Here is a 22,663-nt window from a genome sequence, read left to right as displayed (position 1 = left end):
TGAAAAATATATGAAACTTTTAGTTGTAGGAAGTGTTGCATTTGATGCAATTGAAACACCATTTGGTAAAACGGACAAAATTTTAGGAGGTGCAGCCACTTATATCGGAATCACTTCATCAATTTTAGGCGTTAAATCCGGAATTGTTTCTGTAGTAGGAGGAGACTTTCCACAAGAACATCTTGATATGTTCACAGACAGAGATGTAAACATCGAAGGAATTGAAATCGTAAAAGAAGGAAAAACATTCTTCTGGTCTGGAAAATACCACAATGATCTGAACACAAGAGATACTTTGGTTACAGAAGTAAACGTGTTGGAGAATTTTGATCCAAAAATCCCGGATTCAATGCAGGATGCCGAAATTTTGTTACTTGGAAACCTACACCCTGGAGTTCAGTTATCAGTACTTGAAAAAATGAACAACCGTCCTAAGCTTGTGATCCTTGACACCATGAACTTCTGGATGGATTCTGCATGGGATATCTTAATGGATATGATTGCGAAAACAGACGTAATTACCATCAATGATGAAGAGGCAAGACAGCTTTCAGGAGAATATTCTTTAGTAAAAGCTGCTAAAAAGATCCACACAATGGGACCTGATTACGTAATCATCAAAAAAGGAGAGCACGGAGCGTTACTTTTCCATGATAATAAAGTATTTGCTATTCCGGCACTTCCGCTGGAAGATGTTTTCGACCCGACTGGAGCTGGAGATACATTTGCCGGAGGTTTTGCAGCCTATCTTGCTAAAAAAGAGAAAATTGATTTCGATACTATGAAGTCTGCTCTTATCGTAGGATCTGCAATGGCTTCATTCACGGTAGAGAAATTCGGAACAGAAAGAATAGAAGAAGTAAGCGAGGCGGATATGTTCAGCAGATTGAGACAATTCAAAGAATTGACGACATTTGATATCGAACTGCAGTAAATAAGTCTTTTTAAGAAATATTTATAATAAAAAATTGAGTGAAATTCGTTAAGAATTCTAAATTTGCAACTTGTTAAAATAGTAAAATGACAAATAAACTAAAAATCACTTTTCTTCTTGGGGTTTTCATCATGATATTCTCTTCAAACATGATGCATGCCCAGCTAAAACAAGGAGATTTGGTGGATGGTATTGCCGCTGTTATCGGGGATGAGATTGTTTTGGAATCTGATGTGAATGAGCAGATGAATTATGGGAAACAGCAGGGAGCTTCAAACACAGACAAATGTGAATTCCTGGAAAACCTTATCAGCAATAAGCTTCTTGTATATGAAGCAAAAAAAGATACCTTAATTGAAAACCGTTCTGCAGCAATCAAAGAACAGGCTAACGCAAAATACCGTCAGTTGCTTTCTCAATTTCCGGATGAAAAAACATTGCTTGCCGCTTATAAGTTCAGAAATGGTTATGAAATGAAGAATGCTATCGAAAAGATAGACACAGACCAGTATTATGGACAGGCAAAATACCAGAGAGTTACTGATAAAGCTGACGTAACACCCAATGAGGTAACTGACTTCTACAATATGTATAAAACACAGTTGCCACAGATAAAAGATGAAGTTACTTTGGCCCAGATTATGATCTATCCTACATTAACGGAAGCTCATAAGCAGGACCTTATCAACAGGTTGAAAAAAATCAAACAGGATATTGCTGGAGGTGAAACTTTTGAAAGCCAGGCGAGAATCTATTCTGAAGATGAAGGATCAGCGGCTAATGGAGGTTTGTATAAAAATATTAACAAAGGGCAGATGGTTAAGCCATTCGAAGCTGCAGCGTTAAACCTTCAGGAAAATGAAATTTCAGATCCTATTGAATCTGAATTCGGATTCCATATTATCCAGTTGTTGAAAAGATCTGGTAAAGTATATGACGCAAGACATATCTTACTAAAAGCAACACCTACTGATGATGAGATCAAAACAGCAAAAGCAAAATTAGACAGTATCAGAGGTCTTATTGAGAATGGTAAAATTACATTTAAAGATGCTGCTTTTAAATTTTCAGATGATAAAAGAACAAAATTCAATGCAGGGGTTATTCCTGGTGCTGATGGTTCTGATAAAATTGAAAGAGAAAGTATTCCGGGAACAATCAGCTACGAATTAGCAGGTTTGAACAAAGGAGATATTACCACTGCTTTTGAAGATGAAGAAAACAAGAGAAAGCAGATCAAGATCATCAAAATTGATGATGTAATTCCTTCTCACCAGATTACTCTGGAAACAGACTTCAGCAGAATCAAGCAGATGGCGCTGAATAAAAAGAAAAATGAAATGGTTGAAAAGTTTGTTAACTCTAAGTTACCGACAACTTTTATTTCAATTGACGGACGTTACGACAACTGTAACTTTAAGTCGAACTGGAAGAAACAATCCATGAAAAAATAATAAAAAAGCCTTCAGAACTTCTGAAGGCTTTTTTTATACATTTAGATTTCCAAAAAATAAGGTATCGGCTAAAACTTATTATTTTCTTCTCTATACCTGAAGGAAGTATTTAATATATTTACAAAAACTAAGAGTATGGACTCTACTTTTTACCTTAGAAAATTTCATTCGGCAGCAGCCGAAATTCCTGAGAAGATACTTAGCAATAACGGATTGAAACTGTCTGTAGAGATCGTTTTGGAATCTGTTGCACTTAAGGTTTACCATCCGGAATGGTCTGGAAATCCTCAGTCGCCTTTAGATGCTGAGGGACGGATTTTCTTTTCGGTTTGGATCAACGATAAGACCATCAGTGAAAGAAAAATATATTACAATATCCATGCTCTGAAGCTAAGAACGTTAAAAAGCTATAGAATAGCCAGCAGAAATTTTGCCCAGGATTTTAGGAGAGAATTTGTAAAATACCAGAAAGAATGGCCTAATGTGAGGGTAAATTATGGTCCTCTAACATTAATGGAAGGCTGGGTAGAGATAAAAGAAGATAATATAGAAAAAGATATACAGGAACTTGCTCAACGGTTTTTGAAAATAAGCCCTATTATTGACAACGTTTTGAAGCAATATAAGAAATAATAATATTAGGTTTTTCTATATATTTTTAGTCAATAGAAGGTTCTGATAATCGTTGTTTTTAGTATTTTTACATATGAGCAATTTTATAGATTTCAACACTGCAAAAAAGCTTCGTGATATGGAAGCTGCACAAAATAGAATTTCACATCTTTTTAATATTAAATATCCAATTATCCAGGCAGGTATGATCTGGCATTCAGGATGGAGATTGGCTTCTGCGGTTTCCAACTGTGGTGGTTTAGGGATAATCGGGGCGGGAAGTATGTACCCTGACATCCTAAGAGAAAACATTCAAAAATGCAAACTGGCTACAGATAAACCTTTTGGAGTTAATGTACCGATGCTGTATCCTAATCTTGAAGAAATCATTCAAATCATTTTGGAAGAAGGTGTAAAGATTGTATTTACCTCTGCAGGTAACCCAAAAACCTATACAGAAACCCTTAAGAAAGAAGGAATAACTGTTGCTCACGTGGTTTCTTCTACCAAATTTGCTGTAAAATGCGAAGATGCAGGAGTAGATGCTATCGTAGCGGAAGGTTTCGAAGCAGGAGGACACAACGGAAGAGATGAAACAACTACTTTCTGCCTTATTCCGAATGTAAAGAAACATATTTCTAAGCCGTTAATTGCTGCAGGGGGAATTGCTTTAGGCTCACAGATAAAAGCGGCTATGATTCTTGGTGCAGACGGTGTACAAATCGGGTCCCGTTTTGCTGCCACTACAGAAGCAAGTGCCCATGAAAACTGGAAAAAGAAAATCACAGAATTGCAGGAGGGAGACACCCATCTTACCCTGAAAGAATTGGCACCTGTAAGGATGGTTAAAAATAAATTCTTCAATGAACTTGAAGATATTTACCAAAACGGAAGAAATAAAGAAGCTTTGAACACTTCACTAGGAAGAGCCAGAGCAAAACGCGGAATGTTTGAAGGAGATATGGAAGATGGGGAACTGGAAATAGGTCAGGTTTCTGCCCTGATTGATGAAGTTCTTCCAGTGGAAGCTGTTTTCAATCAACTTTTAAAGGAATTTGAAGAAACAAAAATGCCTACTTTTTAAATATAATTGTATTCAATGGAGGGAAGAATAATTGATGTAAAGGGTAAAAAATTATATATTGAACACCATAATCCGTTTAAAGGCAGACCTACCATTGTTTTTCTGCATGATTCACTTGGTTCAGTACAGCTTTGGAGAGACTTTCCAGTCAAATTATCTGAGGCTGCGGAATGCAATATTCTTGCCTATGACCGTTTAGGTTATGGAAGATCATATCCAATGTCTACTTATGAAAGACCGGTAAATTATATGGAACTGGAAGCACATTTGCTGAATGATCTATTGATGGAAATTGAACCTGAAATTGAGGATGTTATTTTATTCGGACATAGTGATGGAGGAACGATAGCTTTGATTATGGCAGCGGTTTATCCGGAATGGGTTAGGGCCGTTATCTGTGAAGCGGGTCATATTTTTGTGGAAGATGTAACTTTAAAAGGTGTTTATGACGCATGGGAAGCCTACAAAACCACCAATCTTGCTGAACGTTTACAAAAGTACCATGGTGATAAAGTAGAAATGCTTTTCAGAGCATGGACAGAAACCTGGACGCGGGACGATTACAGAACCTGGAATATTGAATATCTGCTGAAAGACATCACAGCTCCATTACTATTTATTCAGGGAGAAGCTGATGAATACGGTACACTGGATCAGGTTGAAAAAACAATTTCGCAGGTGAGTGGAAGTACTGAAAAATATATCATTCCCGGCATAGGACATACCCCGCATAAAGAAATCCCGGAACTCGTATTGGAAAAAACAACAGCGTTTATCAATAAAAATTTTTAATTCGGAATTACGCACAATATATTAAATAAGGCACCTTGGCAACGGGGTGTCTTATTGATGTAAAAAGGGTAATGAAAAAGATTGAAATGATATCCTCGTTAATTACAGCAACCGAAGTTCAGCCGCAATATTTTCCTTTGCCTGAGCCTCATATTTATCCTTAAAATAGTCTGTTTTAAAGATGCTTTCGAGTTCCAGAAAATGTTTGAGTACTTTTTTTCGTCCCGGTTTATAAAGGAAATCAGGATAAATAGAATATTCTTTCCTTATATTCTGGGTGTATTCTAAATAGGTTTTAAAATCTTTACCCAATACAGAAAGGTCAGCATCTAAAAGATAATTGGTGTCCTCATGATCAGACTTCTGGTGCAGTTTTGTGGCAAGAATCTGCTCAGAAATCAATGAAATTTTGTCTTTATTGACATGAAATTCAGCAAGTCTTTTCTCCGCCTTAACAGCACTTTTTTCCTCATTAGACTTGGAAGTGGCATCATAGATAATGTCATGGTAAAATACTGAAAAAGAAATAGCCGTAAAATCTGAGATATTTACCTTCACCACTTCAAGCTCTCGAAATATATTTGCAAGATGAAGCAAGTCATGATAATGTCTGCCTTTTTCAGAATATTTGGTTTCAATCTCATCCCATAGATTACGGATTAGCTGATAATCTTCTGTAAATGGAGAGCAAAGCTGCTCAAATTGATTTTTCAGATGCATAGAAATAATGGTATAAAAAAAGGAACTTTTAAAAAGTTCCCTGATTTGCTTCCAGAACAGCCTTCAGATCAGCCCAGCCGCCGCCGTTATAACCGTCCTTTAATCCTTGAGTATTAAGGTACTCCAATGCTTTTCCGCTTCTGTTTCCACTTCTGCAGAATAAGATTACCGGTTTTTCAATAGAAAGAATTTCGTCTTGTCTATCTTCCACCTCACCTAAAGGAATATTCTTAGCACCATCTATATTACCGTCCATTTCAAGCTCCATTGGCTCACGAACGTCAATTAATTCATAGTTTCCGGATTGTATTACTTCTATTAAAGACATAATTGTTTGTTTTAAACATTAAATTAGAAACGAAATTACGCAATTTTTTTTTGAAAAAAATCCTAATGAAAACATAATTTTTCAGAAAAGAAACCAGTTGTGGTATGAACTTCCTCCAAAATCAGAAGATTGATAAAATAATCTTAATTTTGCAGTGTGAAATCTATGAATGCAGGCGCTGAAAAATATTCTCAACTGATAAAATCCAAGGCAAAAAGTTTTGGATTCCAGAGTTGTGGCATTTCCAAAGCAGATTTTCTCGAGGAAGATGCTCCCCATCTTGAAAAATGGCTGAAGAATAATTATAACGGCGAAATGAAGTACATGGAAAATCATTTCGACAAAAGGCTTGATCCCAGACTTTTGGTGGAGGGCTCCAAGTCTGTTATTTCACTTTCTTATAATTACTTTCCCGAAGAAAAAATTTCAACATTAGAGAATTATAAGATCTCAAAATATGCCTATGCAGAAGACTACCATGAAGTAATCAAAGAGATACTCCGTGAGATGGTAGCCGAGCTGCAGGAAGAAATAGGAGAATTTGGATTCCGCGTTTTTGTAGACTCTGCACCGATTATGGAAAGAAGCTGGGCCAGGAAAGCTGGGCTAGGGTGGGTAGGAAAAAATGCCAACCTGATTACCAGACAAAATGGATCTTTTTATTTTCTTGCCGAAATTATCTGTGATCTTGAGCTTATACCGGATCATGCAACTACAGATCATTGCGGAACATGCAGGAAATGTATTGATGCCTGTCCTACAAATGCCATCGTTTCTGAAAAAATTATTGATGGGAGCCGTTGTATTTCTTATGCAACCATAGAACTGAAAGAAGAGATTCCGGATTATTTTAAAGATAAAATGGAAGACTGGATGTTCGGCTGTGATATCTGCCAGGATGTATGTCCCTGGAATCGTTTCTCAGCACCCAATAAACAAAGCCGTTTCAAACCTAATGAAACTTTGAAAAACTTCAAAAAAGGAGAATGGAAAGAACTTACTCAGGAAATTTTCTCTGAAATCTTCAGAAAGTCTCCCGTAAAACGTACCAAATTTACAGGGCTGAAGAGAAATATTGAGTTTCTGCAAAGGTCTTCTGATTGATTTTTCCCTGAACTTTCGGTGACAATTCCTCCTTTGGAATTTTTTGAAGTTCCAAACCAGAGCTGATAATCGACCGTTCCTTAAATTTTCTATTTTAAGGAAGTAAAGATTTACGACAGTAAATTTCTTGAAAAACTTTTCCTATAAAGAAAAATTGATTCTCAGGAGATCAGAATCTCACCGAAAATCAACGTTTTTTTTGTACTCTTTTAGGAGCTGTTTTTACTCTTACTTTAAATCTTTTTTGGGATTTGATATTTTTACGCATATTTGTGAATATTTCGTAACTAAATATAGCCTTTTTTTCGATTAAAACAAATACTTTTACTGAAAATTATAGATTAAATTTTATTAAAACATGACTGTGAAAACGATAGTATTGTATCTCCTGAAAGTGGTAGGAATTATTTTAGGAATTGTGGTTATTTATGTAATTCTTGGGCTATTGATTCCCTATATTCCGGTTTCGGCTAAAGATGATGGAGAGAAGAAAGAAATTCCAATCTATATTTATACCAATGGAGTGCATACCGACATCGTAATGCCTGTGAAAAACGATTTGCAGGACTGGAGCCTGAAAATTCCTTTTGCCAATATAAAATCCAAAAAGACAGATTATCAATATATCGGAATAGGATGGGGGGACAAAGGTTTTTATCTTGATACTCCGACCTGGGCTGACCTGAAATTTTCAACAGCCGTGAAAGCTGCATTCTGGCTAAGCGATTCTGCCATGCATTGTACTTATTATAATACGATGAAAGAAGGTGATGACTGTAAAATGATCATGATCAGCAGAAGCCAGTATCAGAATTTGGTGAAATTTGTAGAAGATAAATTTGACAGAGATCAAAACGGAAACTTTATGTTGATCCCTACAAACGCTGTATACAGCGATAATGACGCTTTTTACGATGCTAAAGGCACTTACAGCTTTCTTTACACTTGCAATACCTGGTCAAATAATGCTTTAAAAGCTGCCGGACAAAAAGCCGCACTTTGGACTCCTACAGATTTCGGAATTTTTCAGCACTATAAATAAGAATGAAGAAAATAGGTCTTTTATTTGTCGTTTTTTGGATGTGTTCCTGCTCTAGGGAGAAAAAAGATAATATAAGAAGCATTGCTGAACCCACTATCGTTGCAGAAAAGAAACCTGAGGTTGAGCTTTCCAAGCTGAAAATAAAAGCGGAAGAAGCCTTGGAATTCTGTACTTCAAAAAATCTTAACCGTGACTTTTGTATTCTGATAGATATGAGCCTTCATTCCGGAATTAAGCGCTTTTTTGTCTGGGATTTTAAAAATAATAAGATATCAAAAGAATATCTTGTAGGGCATGGTTGTGGCTCCAATTCCTGGAGTAAAGATAATTCTAAAGCAAATCCGGGATTCAGTAACGAAGATGGAAGCCACCTTTCATCTCTGGGAAAATATAAACTCGAAGGAAGAGGCTACAGTGATTGGGGAATCAATATAAAATACCTGATGCACGGTCTTGAAGAAACCAACAGCAATGCGTTAAAAAGATTTATTGTCTTTCATTCATGGAACATGATGAGTGATACCGAAGTATTTCCCAAAGGTTCACCCGAAGGTTGGGGATGTCCTACCGTTTCCAATAATGCAATGAAAGAAATTGATCCGATGATTCAGAAATCCGGAAAACCTGTGCTGATGTGGATCTATAATTAAATCTTTGTCATACATTTGTTTCATAATCATTATAGAAATTGATTTCATCCTATGAAACATACGCTTTTCCGTGAACAGCAGCTCAACTGTGATATAGAAACCGCCTGGAAATTCTTTTCTTCAGCCAATAACCTTTCAGAAATTACCCCGAAAGACATGGGTTTTATCGTATTGACAGAAATGGAAGATGATGAAATTTATGAAGGAATGATCATCGATTATTACGTTTCTCCGTTATTCGGAATTAAAATGAAATGGCAGACTGAGATCATCCACGTTGACTTTCAGAAAAGTTTCATCGATTTCCAGAAAAAAGGTCCGTACAAATTATGGAATCACCATCATGAATTTATTCCCAACGAAGAAGGTGTTCTGATGAGAGATACCATAGACTATGAACTTCCAATGGGATTTTTAGGCGAAATTGCACATCGTGTTTTCATCAGAAAAAAACTGGAACATATTTTCGATTACCGTTTCAGGGTCCTGAGTAAATTGTTTTAATTACGGGCTTTAGCCGTTTAAAAACGATAACAAAAATTCCATTGGCTTTAGCCAAAACATAAACTTATCTAATTGCATTCTACTTTTGTCACTTTCGTGGTTGAAAATATCTATGATTCATCCATTGTTTAAGTTTTTTTAACAGTTCAATGACCTGAATTCCCAGTAAAAATCGCTATTTTTGCAGGATTATCGTTTTTTACTGAAAAACTAATGTGTTCTGATTGACATGGCAGGTCTGAGGTCATTTTTCTTATTTTATATTATACTGGTTTTTACCCTTTTCAATTCGAACTGGGCAGAAAAATCGCTGCATAATATTCCTCATATTCCTCCTGTAAATAACATTCATGTTCTTGATGTTTACGAAGAAGCAGACATGAATACGCATGCGTTGCCTTCTGTTTCCAAAATTGTAAAACAGGTAGTCAGAAAAAACGACCATTCAACCTCGGATTTTTCAGGGATTTTAAAAGTGATCCCGAAAATTACCCTTCCGAAGATTGCTGTATCCACTATTTGCGGAGTTAAGTCTTTTCTCCATCTCCTCCAGTTGTACTAAGTTTAAGTTTCTGAAAACCAAATCATTTTAACGGAAATCTTATAACTTAAACATTTATAAATGTATTTTAAAAACGTAATAATTTGCATGCTTGCAACATTATTCGCTGTGTCATGCAGTAAAGACAAGGAAAAAAACAGCCCAAAAGAAAAAGAAGTTCCCGTACTGGAAATCAAAGAAAAGGACACATTGGTGAGCAACCAGTTTGTCACCGATATCCAGGCTAAAAAGAATGTTGAAATGCGATCCAGGATCGGAGGCATTATACAGCATATTTATGTGAACGAGGGACAATTTGTACATCAGGGGCAGGCTTTATTTAAAATCAATGATGCCGAGCTGCAGATGGAACTTTTGAAGGCAAATGCGGCATTAAAGCAGACCGAAGCAGATGTACGTATTGCAGAAGTAGAACTGAAGCAGATTCAGAGTCTTCATGCTAAAAAATTTGTAGCCAACAACGAACTGGAACTGGTAAAGGCCAAGCTGTCTTCCGCGAAAGCAAAACATGCCTTTGCTGATGCAGAAAAACAAACCGTCCTCCAGAAAATAAGCTTTACGAGAATTACAGCACCTTTTGATGGGGTAATTGATGTAATTCCTCTTAAGGACGGAAGTTTGGTGGAAAATGGAATCCTATTGACCACACTGTCTCAATTGAATGAAGTCTATGCCTACTTCTCGATTCCTGAAAACTTATATTTTGAGCTTTTGGCTGATGATAAGATTGGAAGTCACCAAAAGATTGAACTTACGCTGCCTAACGGAGTCAATTATCAGTTTAACGGAGCTTTAAAAACGGCAGAAGGAGAAATCGACAGGGCGACAGGTTCTATTCGCTATAAAGTGCTTTTCCCGAATCCGGACCGCCTGATCAAGCACGGTACTTCCGGGAAGCTTATTATTTCCGAACATCAGGCTAATGCGATTCTTATTCCACAAAAATCGACTTTCTCTATTCAGGATAAGACCTATGCTTTTATAGTGGATAAGCAGAATAAAGTGAAAATGACCAACATTAAGATCGGAGCCACACTGAGAGATTCTTATATCGTGGAAAGTGGTCTTAAAAAAGGAGATTTAATCATTTATGAAGGAACTCAGTCTTTAAAGGATGGTGATATTATCAAAATCAAAAAGAAGTATTAACCTTTCATAATCTTTAAATCAATTTACTATGGTAGAAATGTTTATAAGACGAAAGGTTCTTTCGTTGGTTATTTCCATATTATTTGTTCTGCTGGGAATTATGGCGCTGCTGAAGATGCCAATTACCCAGTTTCCCGATATCGTACCACCGTCAGTAACCGTTACGGCAAAATATACCGGTGCTAATGCTGAAGTGTCTGCCAATGCGGTAGCCCTTCCTCTGGAACGTGCCATCAATGGGGTACCAGGGATGACGTATATGTCTACAGTAACATCGAATGACGGTCTTACCCTTATTCAGGTTTTCTTTGAAGTAGGAGTAGATCCTGATGTAGCAGCGGTAAACGTTCAGAACAGAGTGACAACAATCCTTGATGAGCTTCCCGAAGAGGTAATCAGGGCCGGAGTTACCACTGAAAAAGAGGTAAACAGTATGCTGATGTACCTCAACATCACGAGTACAGATCCGAGCCAGGATGAACAGTTCATCTATAACTTTACAGATATTAATGTTCTTCAGGAGTTAAAACGTATTGATGGAGTAGGACGTGCTGAGATCATGGGCCAGAAAGAGTACTCGATGAGAGTATGGCTGGATCCGCAGAAAATGGCGGCTTACAATATTTCGGCAGATGAAGTGATTACTTCGCTGCAAAAACAGAATATTTCGGCAGCACCCGGAAAAGTAGGAGAAACATCCGGAAAAACATCCAGCCAGCTTCAATATGTGATCAAATATAAAGGAAAGTTTTTTGAGCCTAAGCAATACGAGGAAATTCCCATCAGATCTGATGTTGACGGGACGATCTTAAAACTGAAGGATATTGCTAAAGTAGAATTTGGAGCAATGAACTACGGAATGGTTTCCAAAACAGACGGAAGACCTTCTGCATCTATCATGATGAAACAGCGTCCGGGTTCCAATGCTTCCGAAGTAATTGAAAGTGTAAAAGCAAAAATGGATGAATTGAAAGTCACTTCCTTCCCTCCCGGAATGGAGTACAATATGGCGTATGATGTCTCCCGATTCCTGGATGCTTCCATCAGTGCAGTACTCATGACCCTTATTGAAGCCTTTATTCTGGTAGGAATCGTAGTGTTTATCTTCCTTCAGGACTGGCGTTCCACATTGATTCCAGTACTGGCAGTTCCGGTAGCATTGGTAGGAACCTTTGCTTTTATGAATATGCTGGATTTCTCAGTAAACCTTCTGACTCTTTTTGCCCTGGTTCTCGCCATCGGAATTGTAGTCGATAATGCGATTGTCGTCGTTGAAGCCGTCCATGTTAAAATGGAAGAAGGTATGAATGCAATGGATGCGACCATCAGTGCCACTAAAGAAATTGCAGGAGCGGTAGTGGCTATTACCATCGTAATGTCTGCCGTATTTATTCCTGTAGCATTTCTTGATGGTCCGGTGGGAGTATTCTACCGTCAGTTTTCATTAACGCTGGCCATCAGTATAGTGATTTCAGGGGTGAATGCATTGACGCTTACTCCGGCGCTTTGTGCAATTATTTTAAAACCTCATAATCATCAGAAGAAGAAAACAATCATCGACAGGGCTTTCCAGAGTTTCAATACAGGATTTGAAAGACTGACTAATGGTTACGTAGGCATTTTATCAAAATTTGCGACAAGAACTACAGTTACTTTTGGGCTGTTGTTTTTATTTGTCGGACTAACTTTTGTGACCAGTAAATTCCTGCCAACAGGGTTTATTCCAATGGAAGACCAGGGAATGGTGTATGTAAGTGTAACCACTCCACAGGGGGCAACGGTAGAAAGAACAGAAAAAGTACTGGATGAAGTCACAGGTATTGCGAAGAAAATGAAAGGAGTAGAAAACGTGACTACTCTTGCCGGCTACAGCATTGTAACGGAAATCGCAGGCTCATCTTATGGAATGGCAATGATCAACCTTAAAGACTGGAAAGAAAGAGATATTTCAGTGAACGATCTGATTGCAGACCTTTCAGAAAAAACAAAAAGTATTGCAGATGCCCAGATTGAGATCTTTGCACCACCAACGGTTCCCGGATTTGGGAATACCAGTGGTTTTGAACTGCGTTTGCTGGACAGAACCGGAGGAACCATCGAGAATACAGATAAAATTACCAAGAATTTTGTTAAAAAACTGAATGAGGCTCCTGAACTGCAGAACAGTTTTACCAGTTTTGATGCTACTTTCCCGCAGTATATGATCAATCTAGATTACGATATGGCAGCGAAGAAAGGAGTATCGGTAGACAATGCAATGTCTACATTACAGACCATGCTGGGATCGTATTACACCACCAATTTTATTCGTTTCAGTCAGATGTATAAAGTGATGGTACAGGCAAGCCCTGAGCACAGAGACACCCCTGAAAGTATTCTGAATTTATATTTAAAGAATGACAAAGGGGAAATGGTTCCGTTTTCCACATTCATCACCATTGAAAAAGTGTACGGACCTGAAGTACTGACGAGGTACAATATGTATATGTCTGCCATGATCAATGGAGAGCCTGCTGACGGTTACAGTTCCGGAGATGCTATTGCAGCTGTAGAACGTATAGCCAAAGAGACACTTCCGAGAGGATTCGATATTGAATGGTCGGGGATGACCAGGGAAGAGATTTTATCAGGAAACCAGACTGTTTATATCTTTCTGATCTGTCTTCTATTCGTATATCTTTTATTAGCAGCACAATATGAGAGTTTCCTCCTTCCGATGCCTGTATTATTAAGCCTTCCGATGGGAATCTTCGGTTCTTATATCGCACTGGTGCTCGCTGGGTTGGATAATAATATTTATGCACAGGTGGCACTGGTCATGTTGATTGGTCTTCTCGCCAAAAATGCTATTCTGATCGTAGAATTTGCGGTGGCAAGAAACAAACAGGGATTTGATATCATTTCGTCAGCTATTGAAGGAGCAAGACAACGTCTTCGACCAATTCTGATGACCTCTTTCGCATTCGTAGCAGGACTTATCCCGTTGTGTATCGCGTCAGGAGCTGGTGCAATTGGTAACCGTTCTATTGGTACAGCGGCGGCAGGAGGAATGCTGATTGGGACTATCTTCGGATTAGTTGTGATTCCGGGACTGTATATATTCTTTGCAAAACTTGAAAATAAGAAGAAAAATGAAAAGATTAAATCATAGATATATAGTGTATGGGATTGTGTCGCTGAGCCTTGTTTCATGTGCTGTTCCCCAAGTAACAGCATTGAAGAAAGCTCAGGAATTCCCTGATGAAATGATCAAAACGGATAAAAATAAATCTCCGGATGAATTCCAGCAGATCAATCTGAAGGCCTATTTTACAGATCCACACCTGCTTGAACTTTTTGATAAAGTGGTTCAGGCTAATCCGGATTTCCAGATTGCCCAGCAGAGAGTGGAGATTGCTAACAGTTTCCTTCAAAGATCAAAGATGGATCTGCTGCCTTCCCTTGAAGTAGGAGTAGAAGCTTCAGGTAACCGATACGGAAAATATACGATGGAAGGTGTTGGGAATTATGATACCAATCTTTCACCTAATATTACAGAAAACCAGAAAATCAACAGAGATTTTACCCCAAATTACTGGCTGGGAGCAAGAAGCAGCTGGGAAATTGACACCTGGGGCAAACTGAAAAATAAAAAGATTGCTGCCCAGAAGAAATATCTGGCTTCCACGGAAGGATTGAGACTATTGCAGGTAGAGCTTTTCACGGATATTGCAAACCTATATTATCAGTTGGTAGCCTTAGATAATCGTCTAGCTATTTATCAGAAGAATTATAAGCTTCAGCAAAGAGCTTTTGAGATCGTTCTGGCACAACGTGAAGTTGGAAAAGCTACGGAATTGGCGGTACAGCAGTTCAAGGCTCAGAACAACAATTGGCTTGCAGAGATTGAGCACATAAGAGTGGAGATCGTTACGGTAGAACAGGCGATCACTACACTCACAGGAAGCTATGGCGGAGATGTGAAACGTGGGAAAATACTGATGCCTACCAATATGGAAGTTCTAAATAAAACCATTAATGTAGAAAATGTGATACACTCCAGACCGGATGTAGCCGCAAATTATTATGTGTTGGAAGCTTCTCAGGCTGATGCAAAGGCTGCAAGAGCTGCTTTTTATCCCAAGATCGATCTTGGTGCCGGCTTTGGAATGAATTCTTTTTCTATAGAAACATTCTTTAAACCAAGTTCACTGGCAGGGCAGTTGTTGGGAGGATTAATGGTTCCTGTTTTCAATAAAGGACAGCTGAAATATGAATTTAAAGTAGCAAGCACGGAGCAGGAGATTGCTTTTTTAAACTATCAGAAAAGTATTACAACTGCTTTTAATGAACTTCAGTCTATTTTGAAGCAGACGAAGATCTATGAACGTGTTTTGAAACTGAAATCAGAAGAAGTAGGTTTTCTTGACCGTGGGATAGAGGTTTCCAATGATCTGTATCTGACGGGATATGCCAATTATTTTGAACTGATCAACTCTCAAAAGAGCAAACTTACTGCTGAACTGGATCTATTACAGTTCCAGCACCAGAATACCAGAAATAACGTCCTGCTGTTTAAAGCACTGGGAGGGAAACTGGATTAATTTTTTACTTTTTTTTACGATGAAAGAAGCTGTCTTTTTAGATGGCTTCTTTTATTTTACCTCTTACATTGTAATCAGGTTCTGCATATTTTTGGAATGCTAATGTATATCAACAAAAAAGAGACTGCCTTTAGGACAATCTCTTTCTATGTTTCTTAAAATAAATCTGCTTTACAGGCAGAATCATTTAGATGTAAATATTATTTAACAATCTGGATTTCAACAGCTGAAAATCCTTTAGGAGACTTCTCTTTTTCGAAAGATACTTTGTTTCCTTTTTTTACCGGTTCCACACAGTTGTTGTTGTGGAAGAAGATATTTTCTTTGCTATTGTCTTCAGTGATGAAGCCATACCCTTTTTCACTAAGGAAAGTAACAATTCCAGTTTTTCTTGGATCTTCCTCAATAATAGGAGCTGCTCCCAATTGAATATCATCAAGGTTTACTTCCTGTCTTTGTTCAGGTGGAGTAGAAGTTAATCTTCCGAATTCATCTACATACATGAAGACATCCTCTGCTCCTTTGTTGTTGTTCGTCTTACGATCTTCGCGTCTTAGCGCCTTTTCTTTTTGCTTTTGAATTTTTTTCTTGAAATTTTCCTTTTTAGAAAAAGAATCTGCCATAAATTATTTTTAGTATTTAGTTTCTATAAATTAATTGGTTCAATCTGGTCCGTTGTAGACCTTATAAAGCCTGCCGATGTTTCCTGTTTTGGAGTTTTCCAATCATACAGAGCTTACAATTCCGACAAGTATTTGTTCTTAATAGAAAAATAAAAGTTAAAAATATGACTGCTCAGAAAGCAAAGACTGAATAAAAATATTCAGGTCGTTACAGAAAACAAAGTGATGACTTAGTTAATAATGTACAAATATACAACAATAAAATGAATAATCCGGTTTTAAATGATTGATTATCAGAAAAGGTTTTGTAGTACGTTTTACGCTCTGAGCCTAAGAGCCTGAAAAAAAATTGAGTCAGTCTATAAAAAAATCCCCAGAAAGCTGAGGATTATAAAAAAAATATATTATAAAAATGAAGTGGTGTATAATACGGATGGGTACGCATCAAATGTTATGCCTAAAATGGGTGCGGGTTTGGGAATTATATCCCTGTGTTTAATAAAAAAGGAATGTTTCAAGCCGTATCTGTTTGGTAAATAGCCCACTATTAAAAAAATACTGTTTACTTAAAAATATAAATGTTTTTTGTTTCAATTTATATATATGAATTAAAAATAATGACCCTATTTATTTTTGATTGTAATGGAATTTCCGAAAATTTCACCATGTTGAGATGACTTTTATTATCCATCTTTGTCTCATAAACATTTAAAAATAAGAAGAATGTCAACACAAAATGTAAAAGGAAAAGTAGTTTTGATTGCCGGAGGAGGTAAAAACCTTGGAGGATTATTAAGCAGAGATTTTGCCGCAAAAGGAGCAAAACTGGTGATCCATTATAACAGTGAAAGTTCTAAGGCAGAAAGTGAAAAAACACTTGCTGAGGTACAGGCATTAGGTGCAGAAGCATTTTTGTTCCAGGGAGACCTTACCAAGGTAGATCATATCACTAAGTTCTTTGATGAAACAATTTCCCGTTTTGGAGGCGTGGATATTGCCATCAATACAGTAGGAATGGTACTGAAAAAGCCATTTGCAGAGACCACAGAAGAAGAATATGACACGATGTTCAATGTCAATTCAAAATCTGCCTACTTCTTTTTGCAGGAAGCCGGTAAAAAACTGAACGATCAAGGGAAAATCTGTACGATTGTTACTTCATTGCTGGCGGCTTATACCGGCTTATATTCCACCTATGCAGGAGCCAAAGCTCCGGTAGAACATTTTACAAGAGCTGCTTCCAAAGAATTTGGAGCAAGAGGAATTTCTGTGACTGCAGTAGCGCCGGGTCCAATGGATACCCCTTTCTTCTACGGACAGGAAAGTGATGATGCCGTGGCTTATCATAAATCAGCATCAGCATTAGGAGGGCTTACAGATATCAAAGATATTGCTCCGCTCATAGAGTTTCTGGTAACAGACGGATGGTGGATCACAGGGCAGACGATCTTTGCCAATGGAGGATATACAACCAGATAATATATTGAAAGATATAGTAAAAAAAACTCACTGAAAATAGCTTTCAGTGAGTTTTTTATTTTTGAAGGGATAAGAAAATTAAGTGGTTTTAACCTTTCCTTTTTCCAATATACTTTTGATAATAAAGAATAATCCAAGAAGCACAAATGGAATGCTGAGAAGCTGTCCCATATTCAGGCTCATTCCGTGTTCGAATTCTACCTGGTCTACTTTGATGAATTCAATCAGGATTCTCATGATGAAGATTAATAAAATACTAATACCGAAATAAAATCCTCTTCCGATTTTGAAAATATTTTTCTTATAAATAAAGTAAATAATGAAGAAGATAACAGCATAAGAAATGGCTTCATAGAGCTGTGCAGGATGTCTCGGCAGATCATCCACCTGACGAAATACAAACGCCCATGGAACATCTGTAGGAGTTCCTATGATTTCAGAATTCATAAGGTTCGCCAGCCTGATAAAAGTACCAGCCAAAGGAAGTACAATGGCTATCGCATCCAATACCGTCATGAACGGGATAGAAAATTTTCTTGCATACAAAAGAAGCATAATAACCAATCCGATGCCACCACCGTGGCTGGCAAGACCTGCAAACCCGGTAAAATGATAGATTCCGTCTGCTCCTTTCTGGATGGGCAAAAATACCTCAATAGGATGCTGGGAGTAATAATCAAAATCATAAAAAAGACAATGTCCCAATCTGGCTCCCACCAGAATTCCTATAAGGGCATAGGAGAATAAAGCTTCGTGCGCCTGTGAACTAAGCCCTTCTTTTTTATAAATTCTTTTTAAAATATTTAATGATAAAACAAGTCCGGCAAGGAAAAGCAAGCCGTAATATTTTATAGGAAGTCCTAAAATATTGACGATTTCGGGATTAACGTCCCAGTTGATATATAATACATTCATTGCTGCAAAGATAAGAAAATAGGATTTTCTGAACAGGATGGTACCGTTTTGAGAATTTATTAATTGAATTTTAATAGGTTATGAATATTTCTTTCACGATACCCAAAATTTAAAATCCTCTAAGTAGAAGCCCTATAAACCAATTCTGCATCCATCAGAATAGATTGGCTTGGGGCTATGCTGTTTTTTATTTTTTCCAATGCCAGTTTTGCAGCTTCTTCACCCATTTTTTCCAACGGCTGCTGTACGCTGGTCAGCTGAGGATATACCATAGATGATAACTCCGTGCCCGAAAAGCTTGCTATAGCTACTTCCTCAGGTATTCTTACTTTTTGTTCAAGAAGAAAATTCATTGCTCCCATGGCTAAGGTATCACTAAAAGCAAAAATACTGTCAAACTCTATATTCTTATTTAATAGCTGCTTAACTGCTTTTTTTCCATGTTCGAACGTCATTCCATCCGTCTGAATAATCAGGTTTTCATCAAAAATATTGTATTTCATGAGAATGCGTTTATAACCGTTTACTCTTTCTACAGCATTTCGGATCGTGGAAGGTCCCATAATATGGACAATTCTTTTTCTTCCTGTCTTGATTAAGTATTCCACCATTAATGAAGCTTTAATAGAATCATCAATAATTACCTTCGATACATCCAGAGATTTGTGAGGAATTCTGTCAAAGAATATTAAAGGAGTTCCCTGATCCATAATGTTTTGATAGATATCATTATTGTGGGTTTCATGACAGAGATTAATAATAATGGCATCCACATTAAATTCCTCCAGAAGCTGAAGGTTTTTCCTTTCTATAAGAGGATCTTCATCAGATTGGGTGATAATAATACGATATCCCAGCGGATAAAGAATATTCTGAATTCCTTTAAGAATACTCGAGGAAAAAGGAGTAATCATTTCCGGTACCACAAACCCTATTGTCCGCGATTGCCCGGATTGTAAATTCAAAGCTGTAAGGTTCGGTTTATAGCCCAATTTTTCCGCTGCATCCAACACCCTTTTTCTTGTTTCTTCATTCACATTTTTATCATGAAGCAGCGCTCTGGAGATGGTAGAGGTGGATAATGACAAAAATTTGGACAGATCTTTAATCGTAATACGTCTCATCAGCCTTGTTTTTTGGCTAAAAATAATAAAAAAATAGACAATTGGGAACGTTCCCTGATTTTTGGGAACGTTCCCAATTTGAATTTTGTAAAAAAAGTATCCTGTTAATCATTTGTTAATATAGTTTTAACGAATTAGTTAATATGATAACAATTTTATGTTTATGAGTATGATTTATTACAATTATGATGTATCAAAAATCCGCACAGGAATTTTACATATCGGCGTAGGAAACTTTCACAGAGCTCACCAGCAGTTTTATACCAATATGCTGCTCAATGAAGAAGGTCAGGGAGATTGGGGGATTTGTGGAGTATGTCTGCTGCCGTCAGATGAAAAAATCGTAAAGAATTTAAGAGCTCAGAATCTTCAGTATTCTCTTACTGTTTGCGGAAGAAATGGAAAAGATGAGGTTTATAAAATAGGTTCTTTAAAGGAGCTGATCTGGGGAATAGAAGACCCGGAGGCTGTGATCGCAAAAATAGCAGATCCTTCTATTAAAATTATCACATTGACAATTACAGAGGGAGGATATAATCTTGATAAAGAAACCGGAGAATTTATATTGGATGATGAAAAAATCCAGCATGATCTGAAGAATCCTTTCCACCCTGAAACTGTTTTTGGTTTTGTTGCAGAAGGATTGCGCAAAAGAAAAACACAAAGTGGAGGTGCATTGACTCTACTTTCATGTGATAATCTTCAGCATAACGGAAATACAGCAAAAAGAGCTTTTATGTCATTTATAGAAGCGCAGGATACAGAACTGGCAGCGTGGGTAAAGGAAAATGTAACCTTCCCGAATAGTATGGTAGATCGTATTACACCGGCCACAACTTCTGAAGATATTGAAAGATTAAATAAACGGAATGGTACAGATGACCGCTCTCCTGTATATTGTGAAGACTTTACACAGTGGGTCATAGAAGATAACTTTATCGCGGGTCGGCCGTCATGGGAAAGAGTGGGCGTAGAATTTACGAATGATGTAACTGCATTTGAAAATATGAAACTAAGCCTGCTGAATGCTTCCCATACGCTGTTATCTTATCCGGCATTCTTAATGGGCTACCGTAAAGTAGATCAGGCGATGGAAGATAAAAATCTTGTCAAGTTCATCAGGGATTTTATGGATACAGACATTACACCTTTTGTTCCTGCCCCAGAAAATACAGATCTGGAAAAATATAAACGAACATTGATCGAAAGATTTGCCAATCACAGTGTAAGTGATCAGGTAAGCCGTTTATGTTTTGATGGAATTTCAAAATTCCCGGTATATATTATTCCTAATCTTGATAAAATGATAAAAGGAGCGAAAGACCTTACCAGACCAGCGTTTCTTATCGCTTTCTACAGACATTATCTTAAATATAAAACAGATGATCAGGGAAATACTTTTGAAATAGCAGAACCCTGGATTACGGAGACTGACAAGAAGCTTATTGCCAGTGAAAATCCACAGGACTTCCTGGAATTGTCAGCTTTTAAAGGAGCTCAGTTAAAAACCTCTGAGCAGTTCATAAAATTATACAACAGTTTTGTAGAAGACATAAAAAACTCAGGAACCGCCTCGGTTTTACAATCAATCATAAAATAACTATGTCATGCAGATCAATCCAGGTATAACCTCTTCAGACAATAAGACAAACAATCCTATACTGCCGTTTGCAATCATTACGTTTATCTATTTTATTGTAGGTTTTCTGACTACAGTGAATGAACAGCTGCAGGCACCTCTGAAATTTACTTTTCTGAGCCATGCAGGTAGTCTTAAAAACACATTTACTACTTTGATTTCCTTTTTCTTCTTTTTAGGATATCTTCTGAATGGGACACTGGGAAGCAGATGGGTAAATGCTTTTGGATATAAGAATACAATTTTGCGCGGGCTTTTCTTTATGATTTCAGGCCTTTTCATGTATCTGTGCTCATCATGGGTTGGGGATCATTATCCCGATCTGAAATTCAGTATAAAAGATGCCGTTATTCCTTTTGGATTTATCGTTTTTGTTATTGGTTCTTATTTAATGGGGACCTCAGCAGCCATCATTCAGGTGGTTGTAAATCCTTATGCAGCTTCATACGAACTGAAAGGGACACAGCCGGTACAGCGTCTGAATATTCTGACAGCGATCAATTCTATCGGAACCACTTCAGCACCCTTTTTTGTTACTGTAGTCATGTTCAGCGGAATTTCCATTGAAAACATAGAAATCAGACAGTTGCTGCTCCCGCTTTCTGTACTCATCATCTGTATACTTACCGTGATGATCATTACTAAAAGGCTCAACCTTCCTGATCTTGTACATACACGGGTCGTAGGAGAGGAAAAACTCGACAGAAGTGTCTGGTCATTCAGGCATTTTGTATTGGGAGTGGTGGCTATCTTTTTTTATGTAGGAACCGAAGTTGCCATAGGCGCTAATATTAATCTGTATGCTTTTGAACTGGTAGATTCCGGTCATCCTATTACATTTTTCGGAAAAACAGATATCATTGTCGGAGGAATGGATCTGGGAATTCATGCCTTATTATCGACCCTGTATTGGGGAGGTTTTCTTGTAGGAAGAGCAGTATCCAGTTTCTTCAGTAATATTTCTGCAAGAAATCAATTGGTAACTACAACAATATTGGCCGCAGTGCTTGCTATAACGTCTATGGTTACTCAAAATCTATGGTTTCTTGTCGCCATCGGTCTCCTGCATTCATCCATGTGGAGCTGTATTTACACGCTTTCCATCAAAGGATTGAACAAGTATACTTCAAAAGCATCCGGTATTTTTATTTCTGCCGTATTTGGTGGAGCGGTATTTACCCTTATTCAGGGAGGTTTGGCTGATATTTTAGGCTCTTGGAGATGGACGTGGTGGCTTACGGTGATTTGTGAACTGCTCATGCTTACTTACGCCCTGTTTGGATCACGTATAAGAGAAAAAGACCTTATTTACTAATCATATATTTTCTTTTAATCAATGTAACTATCCTGTAGACTATTGCCGGA

General features: G+C 37.5%; 21 protein-coding genes. 16 read left to right on the top strand and 5 right to left on the bottom strand.

The features are described from left to right. The first annotated feature begins 10 nt into the window (after window positions 1-10). The 5 genes from AC07UM_RS05335 (at window position 11) to AC07UM_RS05315 (ending at window position 4,876) form a co-directional block, all read left to right on the top strand. Window positions 11-934 carry a PfkB family carbohydrate kinase gene (locus tag AC07UM_RS05335; protein ID WP_124530481.1) on the top strand — a complete coding sequence of 308 codons (924 nt, stop codon included), beginning with the start codon at window positions 11-13 and terminating at the stop codon, window positions 932-934. Between the two features lie 86 nt (window positions 935-1,020). Further along, window positions 1,021-2,388, top strand: coding sequence for a peptidylprolyl isomerase (locus AC07UM_RS05330; RefSeq protein ID WP_494684739.1), 1,368 nt, complete (start codon window positions 1,021-1,023; stop codon window positions 2,386-2,388). A 135-nt stretch (window positions 2,389-2,523) separates the two neighbouring features. Next, on the top strand, window positions 2,524-3,021 hold the full coding sequence (locus tag AC07UM_RS05325; RefSeq protein WP_494684738.1) for a hypothetical protein: 498 nt from the start codon (window positions 2,524-2,526) through the stop codon (window positions 3,019-3,021). Between the two features lie 118 nt (window positions 3,022-3,139). Further along, window positions 3,140-4,084 carry an NAD(P)H-dependent flavin oxidoreductase gene (locus AC07UM_RS05320; RefSeq protein WP_494684867.1) on the top strand — a complete coding sequence of 315 codons (945 nt, stop codon included), beginning with the start codon at window positions 3,140-3,142 and terminating at the stop codon, window positions 4,082-4,084. Window positions 4,085-4,099: 15 nt separating this feature from the next. Continuing rightward, window positions 4,100-4,876 carry an alpha/beta fold hydrolase gene (locus tag AC07UM_RS05315; protein ID WP_494684737.1) on the top strand — a complete coding sequence of 259 codons (777 nt, stop codon included), beginning with the start codon at window positions 4,100-4,102 and terminating at the stop codon, window positions 4,874-4,876. Window positions 4,877-4,978: 102 nt separating this feature from the next. Here AC07UM_RS05315 and AC07UM_RS05310 read toward each other — a convergent pair whose 3' ends face one another. Further along, the gene (locus AC07UM_RS05310; RefSeq protein ID WP_494684736.1) at window positions 4,979-5,596 is read right to left on the bottom strand and encodes an HD domain-containing protein; all 618 of its coding nucleotides are present in this window, start codon (window positions 5,594-5,596) and stop codon (window positions 4,979-4,981) included. A gap of 28 nt (window positions 5,597-5,624) precedes the next feature. Next, window positions 5,625-5,924: a rhodanese-like domain-containing protein gene (locus AC07UM_RS05305; protein ID WP_124530475.1), complete on the bottom strand. Its 300-nt coding sequence runs from the start codon at window positions 5,922-5,924 to the stop codon at window positions 5,625-5,627. Window positions 5,925-6,089: 165 nt separating this feature from the next. Between AC07UM_RS05305 and queG the strand changes: the two genes are divergently transcribed. The 8 genes from queG to AC07UM_RS05265 all read left to right on the top strand — a co-directional run bounded on the left by queG (window position 6,090) and on the right by AC07UM_RS05265 (window position 15,518). After that, window positions 6,090-7,028, top strand: coding sequence for a tRNA epoxyqueuosine(34) reductase QueG (queG, locus tag AC07UM_RS05300; RefSeq protein ID WP_494684735.1), 939 nt, complete (start codon window positions 6,090-6,092; stop codon window positions 7,026-7,028). Window positions 7,029-7,386: 358 nt separating this feature from the next. After that, the gene (locus AC07UM_RS05295) at window positions 7,387-8,070 is read left to right on the top strand and encodes a TIGR02117 family protein (RefSeq protein ID WP_494684734.1); all 684 of its coding nucleotides are present in this window, start codon (window positions 7,387-7,389) and stop codon (window positions 8,068-8,070) included. 2 nt (window positions 8,071-8,072) lie between these two features. Then, entirely contained in the window at window positions 8,073-8,720 is a 648-nt protein-coding gene (locus AC07UM_RS05290) for a murein L,D-transpeptidase catalytic domain-containing protein (protein ID WP_494684733.1), read from the top strand. A 51-nt stretch (window positions 8,721-8,771) separates the two neighbouring features. Next, window positions 8,772-9,224: an SRPBCC family protein gene (locus AC07UM_RS05285; protein ID WP_494684732.1), complete on the top strand. Its 453-nt coding sequence runs from the start codon at window positions 8,772-8,774 to the stop codon at window positions 9,222-9,224. A 229-nt stretch (window positions 9,225-9,453) separates the two neighbouring features. Further along, on the top strand, window positions 9,454-9,786 hold the full coding sequence (locus AC07UM_RS05280) for a hypothetical protein (protein WP_494684731.1): 333 nt from the start codon (window positions 9,454-9,456) through the stop codon (window positions 9,784-9,786). 60 nt (window positions 9,787-9,846) lie between these two features. Continuing rightward, window positions 9,847-10,935 (top strand): efflux RND transporter periplasmic adaptor subunit, encoded by a 1,089-nt coding sequence (locus tag AC07UM_RS05275; RefSeq protein ID WP_494684730.1) that lies wholly within the window; start codon window positions 9,847-9,849, stop codon window positions 10,933-10,935. 28 nt (window positions 10,936-10,963) lie between these two features. After that, window positions 10,964-14,086 carry an efflux RND transporter permease subunit gene (locus tag AC07UM_RS05270; protein WP_494684729.1) on the top strand — a complete coding sequence of 1,041 codons (3,123 nt, stop codon included), beginning with the start codon at window positions 10,964-10,966 and terminating at the stop codon, window positions 14,084-14,086. After that, on the top strand, window positions 14,067-15,518 hold the full coding sequence (locus AC07UM_RS05265; protein ID WP_494684728.1) for a TolC family protein: 1,452 nt from the start codon (window positions 14,067-14,069) through the stop codon (window positions 15,516-15,518). The genes AC07UM_RS05270 and AC07UM_RS05265 overlap by 20 nt, the downstream gene beginning before the upstream one ends. Window positions 15,519-15,718: 200 nt before the next feature. Here AC07UM_RS05265 and AC07UM_RS05260 read toward each other — a convergent pair whose 3' ends face one another. Further along, the gene (locus AC07UM_RS05260) at window positions 15,719-16,141 is read right to left on the bottom strand and encodes a cold shock domain-containing protein (protein WP_109738810.1); all 423 of its coding nucleotides are present in this window, start codon (window positions 16,139-16,141) and stop codon (window positions 15,719-15,721) included. Between the two features lie 723 nt (window positions 16,142-16,864). On the opposite strand from AC07UM_RS05260, the gene AC07UM_RS05255 reads away from it, so the two are divergent. Continuing rightward, complete coding sequence (locus AC07UM_RS05255; protein WP_494684727.1) at window positions 16,865-17,620, top strand: SDR family oxidoreductase; 756 nt, start codon at window positions 16,865-16,867, stop codon at window positions 17,618-17,620. 78 nt (window positions 17,621-17,698) lie between these two features. Here the strand turns inward: AC07UM_RS05255 and lgt are convergent, their stop codons facing one another. Both lgt and AC07UM_RS05245 read right to left on the bottom strand, forming a co-directional pair. Beyond that, a complete protein-coding gene (lgt, locus tag AC07UM_RS05250; RefSeq protein ID WP_494684726.1) occupies window positions 17,699-18,535 on the bottom strand; it encodes a prolipoprotein diacylglyceryl transferase in 837 nt (278 codons plus the stop codon). 119 nt (window positions 18,536-18,654) lie between these two features. Further along, window positions 18,655-19,659 carry a LacI family DNA-binding transcriptional regulator gene (locus AC07UM_RS05245; RefSeq protein WP_494684725.1) on the bottom strand — a complete coding sequence of 335 codons (1,005 nt, stop codon included), beginning with the start codon at window positions 19,657-19,659 and terminating at the stop codon, window positions 18,655-18,657. A 163-nt stretch (window positions 19,660-19,822) separates the two neighbouring features. Here AC07UM_RS05245 and AC07UM_RS05240 point away from each other — a divergent pair, with 163 nt between their 5' ends. Further along, window positions 19,823-21,259, top strand: a complete 1,437-nt coding sequence (locus AC07UM_RS05240) for a mannitol dehydrogenase family protein (protein ID WP_494684724.1) — start codon at window positions 19,823-19,825, stop codon at window positions 21,257-21,259. Between the two features lie 7 nt (window positions 21,260-21,266). Next, on the top strand, window positions 21,267-22,613 hold the full coding sequence (locus AC07UM_RS05235) for an MFS transporter (protein ID WP_494684723.1): 1,347 nt from the start codon (window positions 21,267-21,269) through the stop codon (window positions 22,611-22,613). Window positions 22,614-22,663: the final 50 nt, after the last annotated feature.

Source organism: Chryseobacterium sp. GW821-FHT04C04 (assembly GCF_059420365.1).
This window is presented reverse-complemented; position numbering and strand designations above follow the sequence as displayed.